General features: G+C 48.4%; 20 protein-coding genes. 9 read left to right on the top strand and 11 right to left on the bottom strand.

Annotated features, from left to right (window positions below):
• Positions 1-42: 42 nt before the first annotated feature.
• Both AACT35_RS09905 and AACT35_RS09900 read right to left on the bottom strand, forming a co-directional pair.
• Positions 43-915, bottom strand: coding sequence for a universal stress protein (locus AACT35_RS09905; protein WP_012307544.1), 873 nt, complete (start codon positions 913-915; stop codon positions 43-45).
• Between the two features lie 249 nt (positions 916-1164).
• Positions 1165-1344: an NblA/ycf18 family protein gene (locus tag AACT35_RS09900; RefSeq protein ID WP_030006436.1), complete on the bottom strand. Its 180-nt coding sequence runs from the start codon at positions 1342-1344 to the stop codon at positions 1165-1167.
• Between the two features lie 258 nt (positions 1345-1602).
• Between AACT35_RS09900 and AACT35_RS09895 the strand changes: the two genes are divergently transcribed.
• From AACT35_RS09895 to AACT35_RS09870, 6 genes are all read left to right on the top strand, one after another.
• Positions 1603-2463 (top strand): DUF72 domain-containing protein, encoded by an 861-nt coding sequence (locus AACT35_RS09895; RefSeq protein WP_099240822.1) that lies wholly within the window; start codon positions 1603-1605, stop codon positions 2461-2463.
• Positions 2464-2918: 455 nt separating this feature from the next.
• On the top strand, positions 2919-3404 hold the full coding sequence (locus AACT35_RS09890) for an allophycocyanin subunit alpha (protein WP_012307540.1): 486 nt from the start codon (positions 2919-2921) through the stop codon (positions 3402-3404).
• A gap of 83 nt (positions 3405-3487) precedes the next feature.
• The gene (gene apcB / locus AACT35_RS09885) at positions 3488-3973 is read left to right on the top strand and encodes an allophycocyanin subunit beta (RefSeq protein ID WP_012307539.1); all 486 of its coding nucleotides are present in this window, start codon (positions 3488-3490) and stop codon (positions 3971-3973) included.
• A gap of 225 nt (positions 3974-4198) precedes the next feature.
• Positions 4199-4402, top strand: a complete 204-nt coding sequence (locus tag AACT35_RS09880; RefSeq protein ID WP_012307538.1) for a phycobilisome linker polypeptide — start codon at positions 4199-4201, stop codon at positions 4400-4402.
• A 196-nt stretch (positions 4403-4598) separates the two neighbouring features.
• Entirely contained in the window at positions 4599-6833 is a 2235-nt protein-coding gene (locus AACT35_RS09875; RefSeq protein ID WP_099240871.1) for a PBP1A family penicillin-binding protein, read from the top strand.
• A 125-nt stretch (positions 6834-6958) separates the two neighbouring features.
• Positions 6959-7936 carry a DnaJ C-terminal domain-containing protein gene (locus tag AACT35_RS09870; RefSeq protein ID WP_099240820.1) on the top strand — a complete coding sequence of 326 codons (978 nt, stop codon included), beginning with the start codon at positions 6959-6961 and terminating at the stop codon, positions 7934-7936.
• Here AACT35_RS09870 and AACT35_RS09865 read toward each other — a convergent pair whose 3' ends face one another.
• The 9 genes from AACT35_RS09865 to pipX form a co-directional block, all read right to left on the bottom strand.
• The gene (locus AACT35_RS09865; protein ID WP_012307534.1) at positions 7937-8716 is read right to left on the bottom strand and encodes an RNA polymerase sigma factor SigF; all 780 of its coding nucleotides are present in this window, start codon (positions 8714-8716) and stop codon (positions 7937-7939) included.
• A 329-nt stretch (positions 8717-9045) separates the two neighbouring features.
• Complete coding sequence (gene tilS / locus AACT35_RS09860) at positions 9046-10074, bottom strand: tRNA lysidine(34) synthetase TilS (RefSeq protein ID WP_099240818.1); 1029 nt, start codon at positions 10072-10074, stop codon at positions 9046-9048.
• A gap of 53 nt (positions 10075-10127) precedes the next feature.
• On the bottom strand, positions 10128-11885 hold the full coding sequence (locus tag AACT35_RS09855; protein ID WP_158227981.1) for a KGK domain-containing protein: 1758 nt from the start codon (positions 11883-11885) through the stop codon (positions 10128-10130).
• Between the two features lie 146 nt (positions 11886-12031).
• Positions 12032-13048 (bottom strand): c-type cytochrome biogenesis protein CcsB, encoded by a 1017-nt coding sequence (gene ccsB / locus AACT35_RS09850; protein ID WP_065716720.1) that lies wholly within the window; start codon positions 13046-13048, stop codon positions 12032-12034.
• 92 nt (positions 13049-13140) lie between these two features.
• Positions 13141-14298: a 7,8-didemethyl-8-hydroxy-5-deazariboflavin synthase subunit CofH gene (gene cofH / locus AACT35_RS09845; protein WP_099240814.1), complete on the bottom strand. Its 1158-nt coding sequence runs from the start codon at positions 14296-14298 to the stop codon at positions 13141-13143.
• Entirely contained in the window at positions 14295-15104 is an 810-nt protein-coding gene (gene proC / locus AACT35_RS09840; RefSeq protein ID WP_099240813.1) for a pyrroline-5-carboxylate reductase, read from the bottom strand. Before proC ends, cofH begins: the two co-directional genes overlap by 4 nt.
• 154 nt (positions 15105-15258) lie before the next feature.
• Positions 15259-15852, bottom strand: coding sequence for a cell division protein SepF (locus AACT35_RS09835; RefSeq protein ID WP_012307528.1), 594 nt, complete (start codon positions 15850-15852; stop codon positions 15259-15261).
• 418 nt (positions 15853-16270) lie between these two features.
• Complete coding sequence (locus AACT35_RS09830) at positions 16271-16939, bottom strand: YggS family pyridoxal phosphate-dependent enzyme (protein ID WP_099240811.1); 669 nt, start codon at positions 16937-16939, stop codon at positions 16271-16273.
• Between the two features lie 42 nt (positions 16940-16981).
• On the bottom strand, positions 16982-17251 hold the full coding sequence (pipX, locus tag AACT35_RS09825) for a transcriptional coactivator PipX (RefSeq protein WP_012307526.1): 270 nt from the start codon (positions 17249-17251) through the stop codon (positions 16982-16984).
• Positions 17252-17531: 280 nt separating this feature from the next.
• On the opposite strand from pipX, the gene miaB reads away from it, so the two are divergent.
• The 3 genes from miaB to AACT35_RS09810 are packed head-to-tail and all read left to right on the top strand — an operon-like array spanning position 17532 to position 19630.
• Positions 17532-18887 carry a tRNA (N6-isopentenyl adenosine(37)-C2)-methylthiotransferase MiaB gene (miaB, locus tag AACT35_RS09820; protein WP_099240809.1) on the top strand — a complete coding sequence of 452 codons (1356 nt, stop codon included), beginning with the start codon at positions 17532-17534 and terminating at the stop codon, positions 18885-18887.
• A 5-nt stretch (positions 18888-18892) separates the two neighbouring features.
• Positions 18893-19369 (top strand): MEKHLA domain-containing protein, encoded by a 477-nt coding sequence (locus AACT35_RS09815; protein WP_099240807.1) that lies wholly within the window; start codon positions 18893-18895, stop codon positions 19367-19369.
• A 3-nt stretch (positions 19370-19372) separates the two neighbouring features.
• The gene (locus AACT35_RS09810; RefSeq protein ID WP_062434834.1) at positions 19373-19630 is read left to right on the top strand and encodes a hypothetical protein; all 258 of its coding nucleotides are present in this window, start codon (positions 19373-19375) and stop codon (positions 19628-19630) included.
• Positions 19631-19710: the final 80 nt, after the last annotated feature.

Genomic DNA, 19710 nt, shown 5'->3' with positions numbered 1-19710 from the left:
ATTGCGGCAAGGGCGATCGCCTTTATTTTGATGCCGGATTACCTACATCGGGAAAAATAGGGTCGGGAACCAACTGCGGTGCAACAAATCGCTCGCATAGCTATGTACCGTGAGTTCAAGGAGTTGATTGCGGGGTTTGCTGGCGATGGCGATCGCACTAATATCTTCTTTGACGGCAATGTCGAGGGTTTCACTGAGGGGATTGCCAATTTTAACGGCGGTTTTGACCGTTAACCCCAAGGCTTCTAGCTCTCCTTTGACCTTCGCGAGTTTTTCCTCGGCCTCTTTTTGGAGATATTCAATCTGAATGCGCTGGATACCAGAATTATCAAGGACAGACAACAAAAAACAATTGGCGATCGCCCCTTGGGGCGCATTTTTCGCAAAAGTCTTCACCTGTTCAATTAGATATTTCGCCTCATCACTGCCATTGTAGGGAAGCAGCAGATATCGCCACAGATGGCGGCAACGCAGTGCCAACTCTTCACAAGTATAGGTAGAGACAATCTGGGGTCGGAGGATCATGATCGGCTTTTTCAGAGACTTGATCAGACCCAGGCTTGTACTACCAAACATTTTTTCCTGGATTAAATTTTTGATGGGGGTGCCCACCAAAATGACATCACATTGATATTGCTCAAGGACTTGGGGAATATTATCGAGGGCATTCCCAGAAACAATTTCTACTTTGACATCTGCACCAGCCGGCACCTGGGTGAGGGCCTTGGAAAGATGGGCTTGGGCAGCGGCAACTTTTTCTTTGTCAATGCGGGGGATATTGCCTTCTGTCCAGAGGGGCACACTATGGAAAAAAACAATCCGGGATAGTCCTCCCTGTACCAGATTTGCGATGCAGCCAGTGAGTCGATCTAAGCCATCGGAAAAATCTGTACAGACTAAGGCGCTATGAAACATGGCAATATCGCTAAAAATTGTGGGCTAAGAATCAAAATTTTCTTTACGGTAGCACTTCTCCCCGAAGAAGTTGAACTGCAAGTCAATAAATCGTTTGGAATTTTTTCCCTACCCCCACATCCCTAGCGTGATGCTGTTGTGATCAGGCTTGAGAAGGAGGCCAGTGAAAAATATTCACGTTCACCAGTGGATGCTCTTAGTCGGAATAAATCGGACTATTAGTGCTGTTTCCAGCATTTGGATTATCCTCTAGAGTCCCCATTGGTGTTTGATCACTTCTTTGTACATATTCTCCCGTGAGAGCATTTGCTCATAAAGTTTCACGAGGTGCTCTAGGGCTTGCTCACGGTTCATCTGTTGCACTTGGCTTTCGAAGGAACGGAGACTGAATTGTTGTTCTAATGAGAGTTCGTTATTTGTTGGAAACATAGTTATCTCCTGAACAGTTTTGACAATTAATACTGGGCTGAATTTCTACTGATGCAGAAATGCCCGGCCAACTATTACATATTGTAAACAATTATTGACAACTGTGTGATTGCGTCAATTCGTTTTTAGCGATTCTTCTCCCAAGAAGTTGCTCAAAGTGAACAAAGCAATGAGTAAAAATACTTGTTTGTCTGGATTTCTAGATAAAATCAGTAAAAATCAGGGACAGCCAAACTAGCAGTAGGGAGAAATGTCTTCGTGGTACAGGAATTTCGTTTGGGGTGTGCAGTCTGGGCCTACCGGGGTTGGTTAGGGGATTTTTACCCAAGGGGCAGTGCTGCGAAGGATTTTTTGAGACTCTATGGCGATCGCCTCCATGCCGTAGAAGGAAATACGACGTTTTATGCAGTGCCATCCGCCGAAACTGTGACACGCTGGCGGGAACAAACGCCCCCTGAATTCCGCTTTTGTTTGAAATTTCCCCAGACCGTGACCCACCAAGGCCCGTTAATGGCTCAATTAGACCAGGCAAAAGCGTTTATCGACCGGGTTGCACCTTTAGGCGATCGCCTAGGCTGTATCTTTGCCCAGCTTCCCCCTTACTATTCCCCGAATTACTACGACGATCTACAGGCATTTCTACTCGCTCTAGCAGATTCTTCCGTCACCCTAGGCGTAGAAGTACGCCACCTCGACTGGTTTCAGACGTCCCATCGCCTGCGCCTTGACACCCTGCTCGCTCACCACAGTGTGAGTAAAGTTCTATTAGATACCCGCCCCATTTACAATTGCCCCGATAACCCCCAGGCCCATTCCCAACGCCCCAAACCAGAAGTGCCGCTGATCCCAACAGTAACGAACCAGAAAGCCATTGTCCGTTTTATCAGCCATCCCAAACGTTCCTTAAATCAGCCCTACTTTGAGCAATGGTGCCAGCAGATTCAGCAATGGTATGCCGCTGGCCACTCCATCTATTTCTTCATGCACTGTCCCATCGAAGATCACTCCCCCGGCCATGCCCGCTATTTCCAAGAACAACTACAACAGGCCCAGATTCCAGTGCCGCCCCTTCCCTGGCAGGAGCTCACCCCCGAACCAGAACAACTCAGTCTTTTCTAAAAACCATTGGCTTTCGGCATCGACCCCCCAATCCTGGCATTTCCATGCGTGTCAAAGTCCAAAATTCGAGGTCTATTTTTCAGTAAACCTGCCAGCACCTGAGAAAAATACCAGCTCTAGTCCCTCAGGACAGCACTCAACCCAAGATCCCCCTTAGCCCCTGTAGATGTTAAAAACTGTTACGAAACAACAAGGAGAGGTGACACAGTAACGCAAAATATTTGCGGATGGCTGTAGGAAAACCTAGGACAGTGTCGGCTTATTTCTCTGATGAAACATTTAGGTAGTAATCCGGACGCTTAGGGGCTTCACACACCCACAATGTTGGTTTTAATTTGAGCAATATAAAGCAAATTAAAGAAAGCCACCATTCATTTGATAAAAAACCAGTTTAAACCTAAAATCTGGTAATTATTTACTTTATTTAGTCTCATATCTAGAGGAGGAATCCATAGATGAGTATTGTCACGAAATCCATCGTGAATGCCGACGCTGAAGCTCGTTACCTCAGCCCCGGTGAACTCGATCGCATCAAAGCTTTTGTTACTTCTGGTGAAAGCCGTCTTCGGATCGCTGAAACCCTGACTGGCTCCCGTGAGCGCATCATCAAATCTGCTGGTGATGCCCTCTTCCAGAAGCGCCCCGACGTTGTTTCTCCCGGCGGTAACGCTTACGGCGAAGAAATGACTGCAACTTGCCTCCGTGACATGGACTACTATCTCCGTCTAATCACCTACGGTGTCGTTGCTGGTGATGTAACTCCCATCGAAGAAATCGGTCTTGTTGGTGTTCGCGAAATGTACAAGTCCTTGGGCACTCCCGTTGATGCGGTTGCTCAGGCCGTTCGTGAAATGAAAGCTGTTGCGACTGGCATGATGTCTGGCGACGATGCAGCTGAAGCTGGTGCTTACTTTGACTATGTCATCGGAGCAATGGAGTAATCATAAAATTTGATTACTTTCTCCATAGTGGTTTTTACCCTCTGGAACTTCGTTAAGACCTACTAAGATAAGGAATTATAACAATGCAAGACGCAATTACTTCTGTAATCAACTCTGCTGACGTCCAAGGTAAGTACCTTGATGGCAGTGCAATGGATAAGCTCAAGGCTTATTTCACAACTGGTGCTCTCCGTGTCCGTGCTGCTAGCACCATCAGTGCTAACGCTGCAGCAATTGTAAAGGAAGCTGTTGCTAAGTCTCTCCTTTACTCCGATGTAACTCGTCCTGGTGGCAACATGTACACCACTCGTCGTTACGCTGCTTGTATTCGTGACCTCGACTACTACCTCCGCTATGCAACCTATGCAATGCTTGCTGGCGATCCTTCCATCCTCGATGAGCGTGTGCTCAACGGTTTGAAAGAAACCTACAACTCCCTCGGTGTACCCGTTGGTTCTACTGTTCAAGCAATCCAAGCAATGAAAGAAGTCACTGCTGGTCTTGTCGGTGCTGACGCTGGCCGTGAAATGGGTGTTTACTTCGACTACATCTGCTCTGGCTTAAGCTAATGCTTCGCATCTGTCGGATGCAAATGGTGTAGTAACCCAATTGAGTTCGGAGGTATGCGCTCACTGTCTAGCTCTTTATAAGCTTTTACTAGGTTTATCTGGGTACAAGTTTTGGGGATCTAGAATCTGGGTTGCGACTTCCGAACTTTGCTATATCAGCCTTGATAATAAAACTCTTTCAGATAAACGACTGGGTTCAAAAACTTTTAAGGAGATCATTAAGCTATGCGGATGTTTAAAATTACGGCCTGTGTACCAAGCCAAAGCCGAATTCGGACACAGCGTGAATTACAAAATACATACTTCACCAAGCTGGTTCCCTACGACAATTGGTTCCGTGAGCAACAACGCATCATGAAGATGGGCGGCAAGATTGTTAAGGTGCAACTGGCAACTGGTAAGCCCGGCACCAATACTGGTTTGACCTAAATACAAATCGTCAAGTGTCTATCTGTTTTTGGGTTTGACTTGGGGAGGTCGATTAACGGCCTCTTATTTTTTTGGCAAAATCTGGGGTCATTGGCAAAAATTTGGTTCACGAATGGGTAACGAAGTCTAAATTTCACGCCAAAATTGACTACCCTAGATCTTGTATTTTCAGTGTCTCTTTGTGGTGGTACTCGCGATGACCCAACAAAATCCCCAACCTCCAAAAACACAATTGGGACAGATGGTCACCCAAGCCTTCAACACGATGGTTCACTTTGGGCAGCATACCCTCAAGCCTGGTGCTCGCGTACCTGAGTTACACATTGAAGGCCAGACACAACCTTTTCCGTTGATTGGCGATCGCCACACAGGGGGCCGGAGTTCGAGCCAAGACATCACCATCCGCAACGAAACGGTGAGTGCCCAACATTTTTCACTTAGTAAAGATCCCGAAAATCCGCGCCATTACCTCATCCATGACGAACGCTCTTCTAATGGTATTTATGTCAATCGGCGTAAAGTTAAACATTTTCCCCTCCGCCATGGTGACGTGATTCATCTTGCGCCCCCCGAATTAGCCCAGGCCGCTTGTTTGACCTACCGTTATGAAATGCCGGTCTGGGTCAAAATTATTCGGTATAGTCTGTTAAGCGGTGGTGGCTTCGTCGGTTTCTTGACCCTATTCTTGCTATGGCAATGGACAAAATATCCTTTAAATCCTCTTCCCTCCGGCGTTACAGGCCCTGTCGTGATTTTTTCCCGGGACGGAGAGACCGCAATTAATCCTGTTACTACCGATAGCCATCGGGAACTGCAGCGGCTCAAGGATTTTTCACCTTACCTAAAAAACGGGGTAATGGCTTCTGAGGATGCCCGTTTTTATTGGCACCCAGGCATTGATCCCATTGGGATTGCGCGGGCGATCAGGGTGGCTCTTTTACGGGGAAGTGCGACCCAAGGGGCAAGTACAATTACGCAACAGGTGGCCCGGAGTCTATTTCCAGAGGTGGGGCGAGAAAAAAGTGCCAGCCGTAAATTGCGGGAAATAATTGTCGCCTTGAAGATGGAAACTTTCTTCAGTAAAGATGAAATTTTGCTGCTGTATTTAAACAAGGTTTACCTGGGGGTAGGCCAATCGGGTTTTGAGGATGCGGCTCAGTTTTATTTTGACAAGTCAGCCCGAGACCTCGATTTGCTGGAATCTGTGACTTTGATCGCCATGTTGCCCGCCCCAAATGCCTTTAATCCCATTGTTGATCCGGATAAATCCCGCGAACAGCGCAATCTTGTGATTGACCGGATGCACAAGTTAGGGATGATCACCGATCAAGAACAACGTCAGGCAAAGTTGACGCCCATCGAAGAGCGTTTAAGTGAAGAAGCCCGCCGTTCGCTATCGAACAATGCCGCTCCTTATTTCTATGGCTATGTACAGCAGGAGTTGACGGAATTACTGGGGGAAGATGCCCTAAAAATGGGGAATCTCTACATCGAAACGGGGCTGGACATCACGATGCAACAGAAAGCGGCCTCGGCTCTCAAGGCCTCCATTGAGCAGGATGGCACCCAGGTTGGATTTTCCCAAGGGGCGATCGCCACCCTCGATAGCGACACGGGTGAAATTCTCGCCATGGTTGGCGGCAAAGATTATGCCGAAAGCCAATTTAATCGCGCCGTCCAGGCGAAACGACAACCAGGTTCAACCTTTAAAGTGTTTGGCTATGGTGCCGCCCTTGAACAAGGCATTTCCCCCTACACTTCTTTTTCCTGTGCGCCTCTCAATTGGCAAGGACAACAATACCGTGGTTGTGAGCGCACCAGCACCGCCAGTACCGATATGTTCCGCGGCATGGCCCAATCAGAAAATGCGATCGCCCTGCGCATTGCCCAGACAGTGGGGTTAGATGGCGTCATTAACTTTGCCCAACAATTAGGCGTAGACTCACAACTGAGACCCTCCCCTGGTTTGATTTTGGGAGAAAGTGAAGTCTCTGTTTTAGAAATGGCAGGGGCCTATGCGACCTTTGCCAACGACGGCACCTGGAATAAACCCCACGCCATCCGTCGGATTTTTGATAGCAGCGACTGTACTGGTGAAACTATTGATAGCTGTCATTTACTCTACGATTTCAGTAACCGCGCCGATCTCCACCGAGAACAGGTCATTTCCCGCGATACCGCCCGCACCATGACCAGTATGCTCCAGGGAGTGATTCAAGGGGGCACAGGCTCCGCCGCCCGTCTGGGCCTTGATGAAGCCGGCAAAACAGGAACAACGAACAGTAATGTTGACCTGTGGTTTGTTGGCTATGTCCCCTCCCAAGATTTAGTAACGGCCATTTGGTTGGGAAACGACGATAATAGTCCAACCCGGGGCGGGAGCTCATACGCGGCTAAACTGTGGGGCGCTTATATGCGTGAAGCCTTTTAATTAAAACCGCTTCCAATACGGAAATCTAACAACGCACCATCGGGAAAACCAAACCATTCTTGGCAGAGCAATTTGCTATTCTATGGTGTAGTAAATCATGACCCCCGCAAGGAGGCTTAATTTCGATGGCAGCAACGGATTTTAAAGATTACTATTCCATCCTTGGGGTCAGTAAAAGTGCCTCTGCCGATGAAATTAAGAAAAAGTTTCGCAAGCTCGCTCTCCAATACCATCCTGATCGCAATCCAGGTAATGATGCCGCTGAAGCGAAGTTTAAGGAAATTAGTGAAGCATACGAAGTCCTTTCTGATCCAGAAAAACGGCAAAAATATGACCAGTTTGGCCAATACTGGCAACAGGCGGCTCGCGGGGGCGGTAGTCCCTATGGTGCTGGCGTAAACGTCGATTTTGAGAACTTTAGTAACTTCGACTTTGGTAATTTTGGCAGCTTTGATGAATTTATTAACGATTTACTCGGACGAGCCGCAGCGGGTGCTGGGCAAAGAGGCACAGGGAATCCCTACAGTGATTTTGGTTTCAATACAGCAGCGAGTGGTACAACCCAAGGCGCCGATCGAGAAGCAAATATTCAACTGACATTGTCCGAAGCCTTTCGCGGTGTTGAAAAACGGTTGAGCCTAGGCACAGAGACAATTACAGTCAAAATCCCAGCAGGAGTAACCAACGGCAATAAAATCCGTGTCAAGGGCAAAGGTTCTCCCAGTGCCATGGGTGGCCAGAGGGGTGATCTGTATTTAATTGTTCAGCTCCAGGCCCATCACTTTTTCCACTTTGAAGGGGATAACTTAATCTGTACTTTACCCATTACCCCCGATGAGGCTGTGCTAGGGGCATCTGTCGCCGTCCCAACGCCGGATGGTATGGTGACGATGAAAATTCCCCCAGGGATTAAATCAGGACAATCACTGCGACTCCGAGGCAAGGGCTGGCCCAAACCAAAGGGAAACCGCACAGATCAGCTTGTCAAAATTGAGATTGCTATCCCTGCTGCACCCACCGAAGCGGAAAAAGAGTGTTATGAGAAGCTCCGGGCGCTTAATTCTTTTAAACCCCGCGATCGCCTCCAAAATATAAGCCTCTAACTAATCACCACCGAGGATTTTCTTAAGGGAATTAATCCCTTTTTTAATCCGCCGTGACACGGTAATAACACTCACTCCTAGTAGGTCAGCGGCCTCTTTTTGGGTAAGGTCGTGGAGAAAAACAAATTCCAATACCTTGCGGGTATGTTCTTCGAGTTGAGCAAGGCCCTGTTGAATGCGAATTTGATCTTCAATGGCCAGTTGAAAGCTTTTGTAACCCGGATCCGGAACCAGATCTCCTAAAGAAGTATTTTCCCCTTGGTCAGCTTTTACAGAAACATCAAGACTGACAGGATCACGGTTTTGATAAGCCAGATTAATGGATTGCCATTCAGTTACAGAAATGTTGAGGTGTTCAGCAATTTCGATGGCAGAGGGTTGTCGATTATGTTCTTGGCGAAAAGTGTGGATAAAGCGGTTAGACTGTTGCCGCAATTGCAACATTCGGCGGGGAATACGGACAGTAGAACTTTTATCTCGCAGGTAATGTTGAATTTCACCACGGATATAGGGATTCGCAAAGGAACTGAAAGCATTGCCCCGCTCTAGGGTGAATCGCTCAATGGCCCGGAGCAAACCCAAGCTCCCCACCTGCATGAGATCATCAAAATTTTCGCTACATTGTCTCGACCAATGGTGGGCTTCTTTGCGAACCAAGCCAATATTTAAACTTACAATCTGATTACGAATTTTGACATCTTGGGACTGCCGATATTCCTGTAACAGTTCCAGGGTTTTTGACTTAATATTGTCACTAACTTTTGTCGTCGTAGGTTCCATTATTTTTCGGCCAGATTAATGGTCAAGCGATTACTGAGAAATGGATTGGAGCAAACTAAAAAAGATACGCTATTTTTCTGATGAAAAACTTCAAAATTAATGCGAGACTAAGGGAGGATTTTGGGAAAGATAAATTTAGATACCCCTAACATCCATCAGTTGTACTGTTCGTGATCATAATATTGGCATAGGTAGATCCGAAATAGTATTGATTTTTATCAAAATTCACTACTTTTTACGGAATCTTCAACAAAACTCCGTGAAACTACTGAAAAACCAGGGAAGATAACCTTTTAAATTCTTTCCAAAGACTCCCTAAATCTACGGAATTAATAGTCTTTGGTCTGCGGCGGATAATGATCTTGATTATTAGTTGGTTTGGGTAAATTTGATTTTAGTGCTTCCGGCACAAGCCATTCTCCCATGACTTGCAGTTGAATTTTACCGGGTAAAGTGCTGAGGCGATCGCCATTGCAGCCATGGATCAACTCGACTGTAGCGCTAATTTGGGCGAAGGTGGGCATTTTGGGCAAAATCCGCTGGAGGTATTGCCGGATAATCCGGCGTTGGAGGGCAATGTGTAAGGGCTGTAGGACAAGGCGATGGAGATGTTGCTGGGGAGTTAGGGCTTGCTGGAGATATTGTTGGGCGATCGCCTCAAGGTAGTCATTTTCATCCTGCAAAATGAGAGCTGTTTGGGCAAGGTGTTTATCGGCTTGGGTGTTTAATGTCTGTAAATGGGGCAAGATTTGCTGGCGTATTTGGTTGCGTTTAAAGCGCATTTGTTGATTGAAAGGATCAAGACACACAGGCAGATTAAATTGTCGGCAAAATTCCCCCGTTTCCTGTCGCGTAATTGTCAACAAAGGACGCACCAGCTTGACCTTATCGGAGAGCGATCGCCGTTCGGTGAGACTGCCTAGACCAGCCGTCCCCGCCCCCCGCACCAGGTTATATATTAGGGTTTCGGCACGGTCACTTTGGGTATGACCCGTCACCACATAGGCCTGATCGAGTTGTTCTGCTAAGTGAGTTAGGGTGTCATAGCGCCAGCGGCGTGCCGCATTTTCTGTTTCTGGAAGAGAAGACGCCGCGCGGCAGAGGTAGAAAGGTAACTGCCATTGTGCCCCCAGAGTTTGTACGTGGGCGGCAATCTCTTCATCACCGGGCCAGCCATGGTGACAATGGGCGATCGCCAAGGACCATTGCCAATGGCGTTGTAAGTCCAGCATCAACCGACTTAAACACACAGAATCCTGCCCGCCGGAGACAGCCATGATGAGCTTGGCCCCTGCAGGCAATAAATTTGACTCCTTCAAATGTTGGTGTAGCCGCGCGTGTAAAGGACTCCAGTTCATGGAATCATCGATCTACTAATACGCCCATAGGATCATTACCTTCGTATCCAGGCTTATGGCTTTTTACGAAACATCGCAACATTGATAAACTGGCCCAGATCATCCTCCGATGCTTGGGTATTCTGGGTACTTGAAACTTCTGAGTCATCAAAAAGATCGTCTAAATCGAGATCACTATCCTCGGATAATGGCTCTTCTGCCTCATCTAAAGACAACTCCAAATCCCCTGACAGATCATCTAGACTTTCGGCGTCCTGACCTGTAAACACCGCAAACGGATCATCCGCCTCTGAAACATCCTCCTGGGTTGGTGCTTGATCTTCTGTCACCTCTCCAAAGGGATTAGGGGCCTCAAGAGAATCTGTTTCTAGGGCTTCAGGAGTACTTTCTGTCTCCATTTCCGGTAGATCTTCTGGTAGATCTAAAGTTTCTAAATCACCAGTCTCAGGGGTTGGGCTCTCTTCCAATAGGGATTGGAATAAATCGTCTTCCTCTGGAATCTGTTCCGGTTCATCAAACAGGTCTGTAAGGGCCATTTCCTGTTCTTCAATGCTATCGACGGTGATTGCAGTTGGCTCATCGTCGTCGGCAAATTCATCTAAATCTAAATCAAGATCAAAATCTCCCTCTTCTGTATCACCAAACAAATCATTGAGATCTTCGTCAGAAATTGCTTCATTTAGCGCATTAGCTGGTGTGTCTTCCGCAAATAATGCCTCTAAATCATCGGTTTCTTGAAGCTCAGCTTCTGCCTCTGAAGCTTGTTGCTCTGGGGATTCAGAAGTTTCTTGATCAAAAATATTTTCTAAAAACTCTTCATCCGGCTGCACCAGAGTCTCTTGAAAAACAATGGTTTCTTTACCATTAACGGTGGACTTTTCAACGGGTTCTGAGGTGCTAGTCGAGATATTCTCCTCACCGTGATCAGCTTCTGGGGCGATCCCGGTAAAATCTGCTTCAGGAGTCATTGTCTCGGCAAAGTCTGGCGCCTCTTCTAACTCCTCTGAGTCTAGGTCTTCTGAGAAGGTATCAGTGACTCCCGCAGTTTCCTCTGATGCCGTGTCAGGCCCATGAATTTCAGGTTCTACTTCGGCAACAGCAGCATCAAAATCAAAGTCTTCTTCCCCGAACAGATCATCAAGGTCGTCGATTGGTTCTGCCAAGTCTGCTTCGGCTGTGTCGCTAGATTCTTCAAAAAGGGCCTCAAAATCATCGAGGTCATCCTGATCAGAGAAATCAGCACCATCGGCAGTTGCTAGATTTAAATCTTCTAAATCTGCACTAATATCTTGGGGCTCGACCTCCATGTCCGGCAGGTCAAGGTCTGGTAGATCTGTCTCTGGGGTATCAGATTCAGAATCATCAAAATCCAAACCAAGGTCAGCAAATTCTGCTTCGTTAAACTCTAGTTCCAAATCATCAAAGTCTGATTCTGATTCAGAAGTCGTAGAGGCAGTCGCACTAGGGAAATCACTGGCAGCTACCGAAGGAAGGAGATCGGCAGCTGCCTTAGGCTTTGGGTCTGCGCTTGCCTCCCCACCGTCTTCTTCGGCAAATTCAAGGTGTAGCCTGACTTTTCCTTTGACCCAACCAGAGGCACCAAACCGCAGCACATCACATTCAATGCCGTTATCCGTTAACCAATCAACGGTTTCTTCGGTGAGTCCCCCCAACCCTTGTTCTAGCAAGAGTTGCTTTAAGGCGGCGGCGAACTCGTCAACGCGAAAAGTGCTATGGCCGATTACAAAACGAGATTCGCTATTAATCGACAGCACTTCACCGTTGCTCAGTGGTTGAAAGTTTTTGCTCACGGTTATTTCCCCACAGTGTCAAAATAGTTAGGTCATCAAGCTAAAAGAGGGTTCGGGCGGATTGATCACAATTCCCGCCTTTGTGTCTTATTTTAATCGGGCTTTTCCTACGGAAATGTCTTTTTCTCTTTAAAATTTACGGATTTTTAGAAAAACCAACCGTAGGAATGCAATCCTTTACCAAGAATATTGACCCCTAGATAACATACCCAAACGACTAAAAAACCTGCCGCTGCGAGAAAGGCGGGTTGTCGACCTTGCCAACCCCGGGTGATACGGGCGTGTAAATAAGCGGCGAAAACTAACCAAGTGATCAGGGCCCAGGTTTCTTTGGGATCCCAACTCCAATAGGAACCCCAGGCTTCGTTGGCCCAAACGGCACCGGCAATAATCCCAATGGTCAAAAGCGGAAATCCTAGGCCAATGATGCGGTAGCTGATGTTATCGAGGGTATCGGCAAGGCTCAACATCTGGGGACTGAGAGCTGGGGTCGTAGTGAGCTGCTGGAGGTCAGGGGATGCTAGGACGGCGGTATTACCGTTACTTTGGGGTTCGGTTTTCTGAAAAGCGACTACGGTCACTGGGGTTTCGTCGGTGGTGTTTTGGGGCTGGCGGAGTCGATAGCTGCCATTACCAACGGAACTGCCCCGCAATTCAATTTTCTGGCCTTTGGTGACAATTAAAAAGGCGATCGCCAATAGAGATCCCACCAAGAGTGCGGCATAGCTGATCATCATCACACTGACGTGCATCATCAGCCAGTTAGATTTGAGAGCCGGGACGAGAGGGGCAGAATTTTGCATTTCCGCCGGGAGCGATAGGGCAGCAAAGGCCGTGATCCCCATGGCAACCGGAGCAGTAATTACACCGACCCAACGACTGCGACTCATCCATTCGGCGACGAGGTGCATGGTGGTTACCCCCCAGGCGAGGAAAAAGAGCGATTCATAAAGATTACTAAGGGGGAAATAGCCGGCTTCTAACCAACGGGCTCCCAGGAGGGTGGCCATGCAGAGATTGGCGATCGCCACGCCGAGGGTGCCTAAACCGGTTAAGCCCGGAATGTTCGGAAACGCAGCCCCGCCCCAATAGAGGAGCATCGTCAAGAAAAGAACCAAAAAAGAAGTGTTATCTAAAAGGCTTTGGAGTGCGACCAAATCCATTGTGCGATTCTCCTAAAAAAATATCGATCAAAAAAAACTTGGACTTTTAGCGGACTGTAATTAAAAAATTTTTATCGTTACTTATCTTCCCATTAGATCATATCGGCTGAGCTCCCCCGACGGCTATGTCGATTCTGATAGAGGGTGTTACGTTCTGCGGGAAGGCGATCCACTGAGGTGATCGCCGTTCGTAATTGAGAGACCGTTAAACAGGTTCCCCCTTGGGCCCCAGCCATGGTGGTAATGTGCTCTTCCATGAGGGTGCCGCCCAAATCATTGCAGCCCCAACGGAGGGCAGTGGTGGCCCCCCCTAAGCCCAGTTTGACCCAACTCGGCTGGTGATTGATGATCCATTTGCCAAGAAAGAGACGCGCCACTGCCGTTAATAACAGGGTTTTTTGTAGATCCGGTTGATCTCGGCCCACTTTTTTGCGGAGTACCTGGGGCGCGGCTTGACCGACGAAGGGCAACAGAATAAATTCGGTAATTTTAGCGGGTTTACCCTCGGCGATCGCCTGTTGTTGCAGTTGCCGGATCTGGGCTAAATGTTGTACCTGGTGCAATGGTGTTTCGATGTGGCCACAGAGCATTGTGCTGGTGGTCGGTAGTCCCAGGTGATGGGCTGTACTGACAATTTCTAGCCACGTTGCCGCCTTTAACTTTTCGGGGCAAATTTGACGACGAATCTGATCGTCGAGGACTTCTGCCGCCGTACCCGGTAGGGAACCAACACCAGCATCCTTGAGGGCAATGATTACATCCTGGAAGGACAGCTGATCCTCGCGGGCAATAAATTCAATTTCCTGGGGAGAAAAGGCGTGGAGATGCAAACCCGGAAAAGCATCCTTCAAAGCAGCAACCAAATCGAGGTAATAGTCGAGCGATCGCCCATTACGTTTCGCCTGGGGATTTAACCCCCCCTGGATGCACAGTTCCGTTGCTCCCTCCGCCCAGGCCGCCGCCGCTTTTTCCTGGAGTTGTGCTTGATCGAGCCAAAAAGAATCTGGATCTCCCGCATCCCGTCGAAAGGCACAAAAGTGACAGTGCTGCTCACAAATATTAGTGAAGTTTAGATTGCGGTTCACCACATAGGTAACGGTTTCCCCGCAAAGCATTTGTCTGAGGGCATCAGCCGCCATGCGGATACTTTCGATGGCCTCCGGCTCCGTTTGGGAAAGGAGGAATACTCCGGCCTCAACCGTGAGATCAACACCGGCGATCGCCGCATCTAGTACCTGCAGTAACTTCATCCTTGGCCTAACTCGACAGAACGGGCCTTCGCCGCGGTAACAGCAGCAATGACCCCTGAGCGAAACCCGTGGGCTTCAAGGGCCGCAACACCAGCGATGGTAGTGCCCCCCGGACTGGTCACCCGGTCTTTGAGTTGAGCGGGATGTAAGCCGGAGGTTTGGAGTAATTCCGCCGTTCCCTTGACCGTTTGGAGGGCGAGTTGTTGGGCTGTGGCCCGGGGCAAACCTGCCGCCACGCCGCCATCGGCCAGGGCTTCTACCATCAAGGCCACAAAAGCCGGGCCAGAGCCAGAAAGTCCAGTTACCGCATCCATCAGAGACTCTGGTACTGCTACCACTTCACCCACAGCCCCAAAAATTTGTTTTGCGAGGGCGACCTGGGCCTCTGAAACGCGATCCCCAGGGGCGATCGCCGTCATCCCTTGGCCAATAATCGCCGGTGTATTCGGCATTGCCCGCACCACTGGATAGTCCCTAAAACCGTCTTGTAACTGAGCCAGGGTCACCCCAGCAAGAATTGACAACACCAGGGGAGGCGTTTCTAGCTGCTGGCCTTGGAGTTCAGTGGCGACTTGATTAAAAATTTGTGGTTTGATTGCCAACATCAGAACCTCAGAGGCGATCGCCGCTTCTTGGTTACTGGCCGTGACACCCACCTGATATTCCTGCTGTAAATAGGCCCGTCGCTCCGCCACAGGTTCACTCACAATCACGTCTGCTGGCAAGTAAATTTGTTCCTTGAGGAGCCGTGCGAGGAGGGCCTCTCCCATAACACCGCCGCCAATCATGCCGAATTTTGCCGCCATCTTAATTCTTCACATTCATCCCTGAAATGACGCATTCATCTTGACTGATTTTTTCCCAGAAGGCAAATGTAGCGCACCAAAAAGGGGACAGAAAATCTATCCCCAAAATTTGGCGATCGCCTTGGACTTTACAGCGTTTTTGTTGGGCCAATTCTTATTGAGCCTGGGCCATCGGTGTCATCTCATCACTCCAAGCGGGAGCCGGGGCCGCTGGGCGAGCCGGGGCTGCCGGGGTGGCAGGAGTTTCTTCGCGGCTTAAGCTATTTGTGACTTGTACACAATTCGGTGTAAAGAGGAAAATGCTATCGCCAATCCGTTCTTGGTGGCCATCAATAGCAAAAGTCCCACCCGCAACAAAATCTACTGCCCGCTGTGCTTCGTCAGGATCCATCATGTTGAGATTGAGGACAATGGAACGTCGATCCCTAAGGGCTTGGATAATTTGGGGCATTTCTTCAAAGGAATGGGGCTCACAAACAACCACTTCAGCCGGGGAGTTACTGACGCCAGGGAGGCCGATGACATTGTTACGAGTGGGGGTGGTGTTAGAGTTCATGGCAAAGTTGGAAGCAACGGTAGGGTTTTCAGGTAGACGACGGGGGGCAGGCGCACTCTCTTCGGGCAAAGGGGTGGGCATTTCAGCAGGATAGAGGGCATGATAATCGTTGTTATCAATTTCCCCTTCATAGTATTCTTCGTATTCTTCTGGTTCGTTGAAGCCTAGGAAGTTACGTATGCTGTTGAACATGGGGCTAAATATCCTTGGTTATAGGGTTTTCAATATTGATTGATGATATGCTTCGTCGGCTTGGTAGATGATGGGCAACATCTCCAAAAATTGTTTGTCCAGGATATAAGGCTCGAAGGGTGAAGAGACTTGACCAAGACTTAGGTAATTTTGAGCATATTCTAAGGGATGAATTATCTAGGGTTTCGCCAATTTAAAATTCTTAAGCTTAGCGATCGCCTTGGGACATATGGCTTATTTTGCCCTAAAAGTGAAGTTTTGGAGAATCGACATTGATAAGATTTTGTGAAGCGAACATTGCAAATTCTAGATATTTTTCATCAATAGATTTGTTGCAAGAGGATCAATTTCAAAATTCTTTATGGAACTGCGGCTATTTACTGGGGTGATCAACAAATTTTTCAGCGGTTAGATTGGCTTATTCCCGTGCCCCAAAGATCCTCTGGCCAACGCGAATCATTGTTGCTCCAGCCTCAATCGCCAGGGGATAATCACCGGACATTCCCATGGATAATTCTGTTAATTGCTCTGGTAAGCTTGCCATCTGATTCAGTTGTTCCCTGAGGGAAAATACTTGTTCAAAGGCCATCTGGGTCTCAGTGCGGGAAAGCCCCAGGGGAAGAATTGTCATTAAACCCTGAAGCTTGAGGTGTTGACAGGTGGCGAGGTGCGGTAGATCACTCAGGAGTTGGGGAATTTCCCAGCCAAATTTATTGGGGTCAGGCAGGGGTTTGATTTGTAAACAGCAGCGGGCTGGATTTTCTAAATAGGCGGCGTACTGATCCAGTTTTTGGGCGAGGGCGAGACTATCGACGGTATGAATCCAATCGAAATGGGCGATCGCCTTTTTTGCCTTATTTTTTTGCAGATGGCCAATAAAATGCCACCGGATATCCGGCAAGTCCTCTAATTCCGCTTGTTTTTGCTGGGCTTCCTGGAACCGATTTTCGCCAAAATCTCGAATTCCCGCCGCGTAGGCCAGGCGAATTTTTGCCGCAGAGTGGGTTTTGCTAACGGCGATCAGGCGCACCTCCGGGGGGATTTCTTCCCGTAGTCGGGCAATATTTTCGGCGATCGCATCTGACATTACTAAAAAATGACCCGTAAATTTTAGACTCAACTAACTCGCTTATTGGAACGTCCGTTTATAGAGCGCCTGTAATACTTGAAACTCAGCCATGGCACCGGATCGGCGTACCTGACGCAGGCGATTTTCCATTTTTAACCGGGCATCCATCCGGGTGACCGACTCAAAACTCATGCCATTGGTATCTTGGTGCACAATGAAAAATAACCGCTGGGCATAGAGCGTTGTAAATAACTCTTGCTTGTCTTCCAGTTCACAAATCCGAAAGAGCATCCCAAATGTCGGGTGATTAAAATAAGATTCCGTATTCATTCAAATTTTAGCGAGTTCACCAATAGCCACAAAGCACCCTTTCTTTTTCGGTTTTCGACCACAAAAAATCAGAGGTTAGCTTTGCTGTAATCAAAAATACACATCAAAAATATTAGACATAGTATATAGGCAAGGCTCCCCCTGGGATAGCGTGATCCAGAGTTTTCACAACTCACATCGAGGTTTTGGCGGATTCACATCCCCATCTCCCACAAGCGAAACCTAAATTGGTAGAATAAAAAGCTGCTAATTTGCCTAGCCCATTATTTTTGAAACGACCATGACTAAGCCTCGTCAATATCACATTACCACTTTCGGTTGTCAGATGAACAAGGCCGACTCTGAACGTATGGCAGGCATCCTCGAAGAGATGGGCTATCACTTCACCGAAGATCCCTATGCTGCAGATCTCGTCCTCTACAACACCTGCACGATTCGGGATAATGCGGAACAAAAAGTTTACTCTTACCTCGGTCGTCAGGCTAAGCGGAAACAAGAAAAACCCGACCTCACCCTGATCGTTGCTGGTTGCGTCGCCCAACAGGAAGGAGAAAGCCTCCTGCGCCGTGTCCCGGAACTGGATCTGATCATGGGGCCTCAACATGCCAACCGTCTCCAGGATTTGTTAGAGCAAGTTGAAGGGGGAAGTCAGGTGGTGGCAACGGAGCCAATCCATATCGTTGAAGATATTACGAAACCCCGGCGAGACAGCACGGTTACGGCCTGGGTCAATGTAATCTACGGCTGTAATGAGCACTGTACCTATTGTGTTGTCCCTGGGGTGCGGGGCACGGAACAATCGCGCTATCCAGAAGCGATCCGGGCAGAAATGGAAGAACTAGGGCGACAAGGGTTTAAGGAAGTCACGCTCCTCGGTCAAAACATCGATGCCTATGGCCGGGATCTACCGGGGACCACAGCAGAAGGCCGGAATAAATATACCCTCACTGACCTTTTATATTACGTCCACGATGTGCCGGGCATTGAGCGGATTCGCTTTGCCACCAGTCACCCCCGCTACTTTACGGAACGCTTGATTAAGGCTTGCCAGGAGTTACCCAAGGTTTGTGAGCATTTTCATATTCCTTTCCAGTCTGGGGACAATGAGGTGCTTAAGGCGATGCGACGCGGTTATACCCACGAAAAATATCGCCGCATTATCAATACCATTCGGAGTTATATGCCCGATGCTTCCATTAGTGCGGATGCGATTGTGGCGTTCCCCGGAGAAACGGAAGAGCAGTTTGAAAACACCCTCAAATTAGTGGATGAGATTGGTTTTGATCAATTAAATACGGCGGCCTATTCTCCCCGACCCGGCACCCCCGCCGCCACTTGGGATAATCAATTGTCAGAGGAAGTAAAAGGCGATCGCCTCCAACGTTTGAATCATTTGGTCGCCCAAAAAGCAGCAGAACGCTCCCAACGCTATGCCGGACGGATCGAAGAAGTGCTTGTTGAAGATCAAAATCCGAAAAATCCGAGTCAGGTTATGGGACGGACCCGGGGCAACCGCCTCACTTTTTTTGAGGGAGACATTAACGAACTCAAAGGGAAAATTGTTGCGGTCAAAATCACCGAAGCACGGGCCTTTAGCCTAACCGGAGAAGCCATTGAAGCCCTCGTAACTGCTTAGATACTATGACCACTCAACCTTGGCTCACCCCAGCGGCGATCACCCAAGTGCAGCTTATTTTGGATAGTTATCACCATTGGTTTGGGGCGGATTTGATTGATCGCAGTGAATCCCCCCAAAAGCAGGCGGCGATTTTATTTGACGCGCCGCTGGTGGTATTTTCCCATGGCACGGAGGCCGACCCAATTTATAACTATGGTTCTCGTCTCGGTTTAGAACTTTGGGAACGGTCTTGGGAGGAGTTGTTACAGATGCCCTCCCGACAATCGGCGGAACCTTCGGCACAGGTACAAGCAGAGCGCAATCAATTGTTAGCGAGCAGCCGTAGTTATGGGTTCAAAACGGGTTTTTCGGGGGTACGCATTACCAAAAGCGGGAAGCGGGTACGGATCGAGGATGTTAAGCTTTGGGACTTACTCGACTCGGCGGGGAATTACTGGGGGCAGGCTGCCGTATATTCTAAATGGACAGATTTAGATTAGGACATGAAAGAGCAATTTACCCTGTGGTTGGATCGTCTATTGGTCGCGGATGTGTTTGTGGTGTTGTTCGCCTTTTTTTGGTTTGCGATCGCCTTAGTTGGCCGCTCATCGGGGGTTAATCTGGGCTGGGATTTGTGGTATTCCCTCTGGGAGCCTGTGTTTACGCCAGCCATTGGTATTTTGATGTTGGGGGCAATCCTCAGTTGGGTGGTGAAAAAACTGGGCCTCTGGTTTGGTGACAAATCCGATGAACTGTCTTAATTCTCTTCCCCATTAATGAGGCACAATCCTGCCTAGTTCATTGGTTAGGATTGGTGCAAATGCAACCTAGGCATTAAGTT

The organism is Synechococcus sp. BDU 130192 (genome assembly GCF_963876085.1).
In the GTDB taxonomy this organism is placed as follows: domain Bacteria; phylum Cyanobacteriota; class Cyanobacteriia; order Cyanobacteriales; family MRBY01; genus MRBY01.
This window is presented reverse-complemented; position numbering and strand designations above follow the sequence as displayed.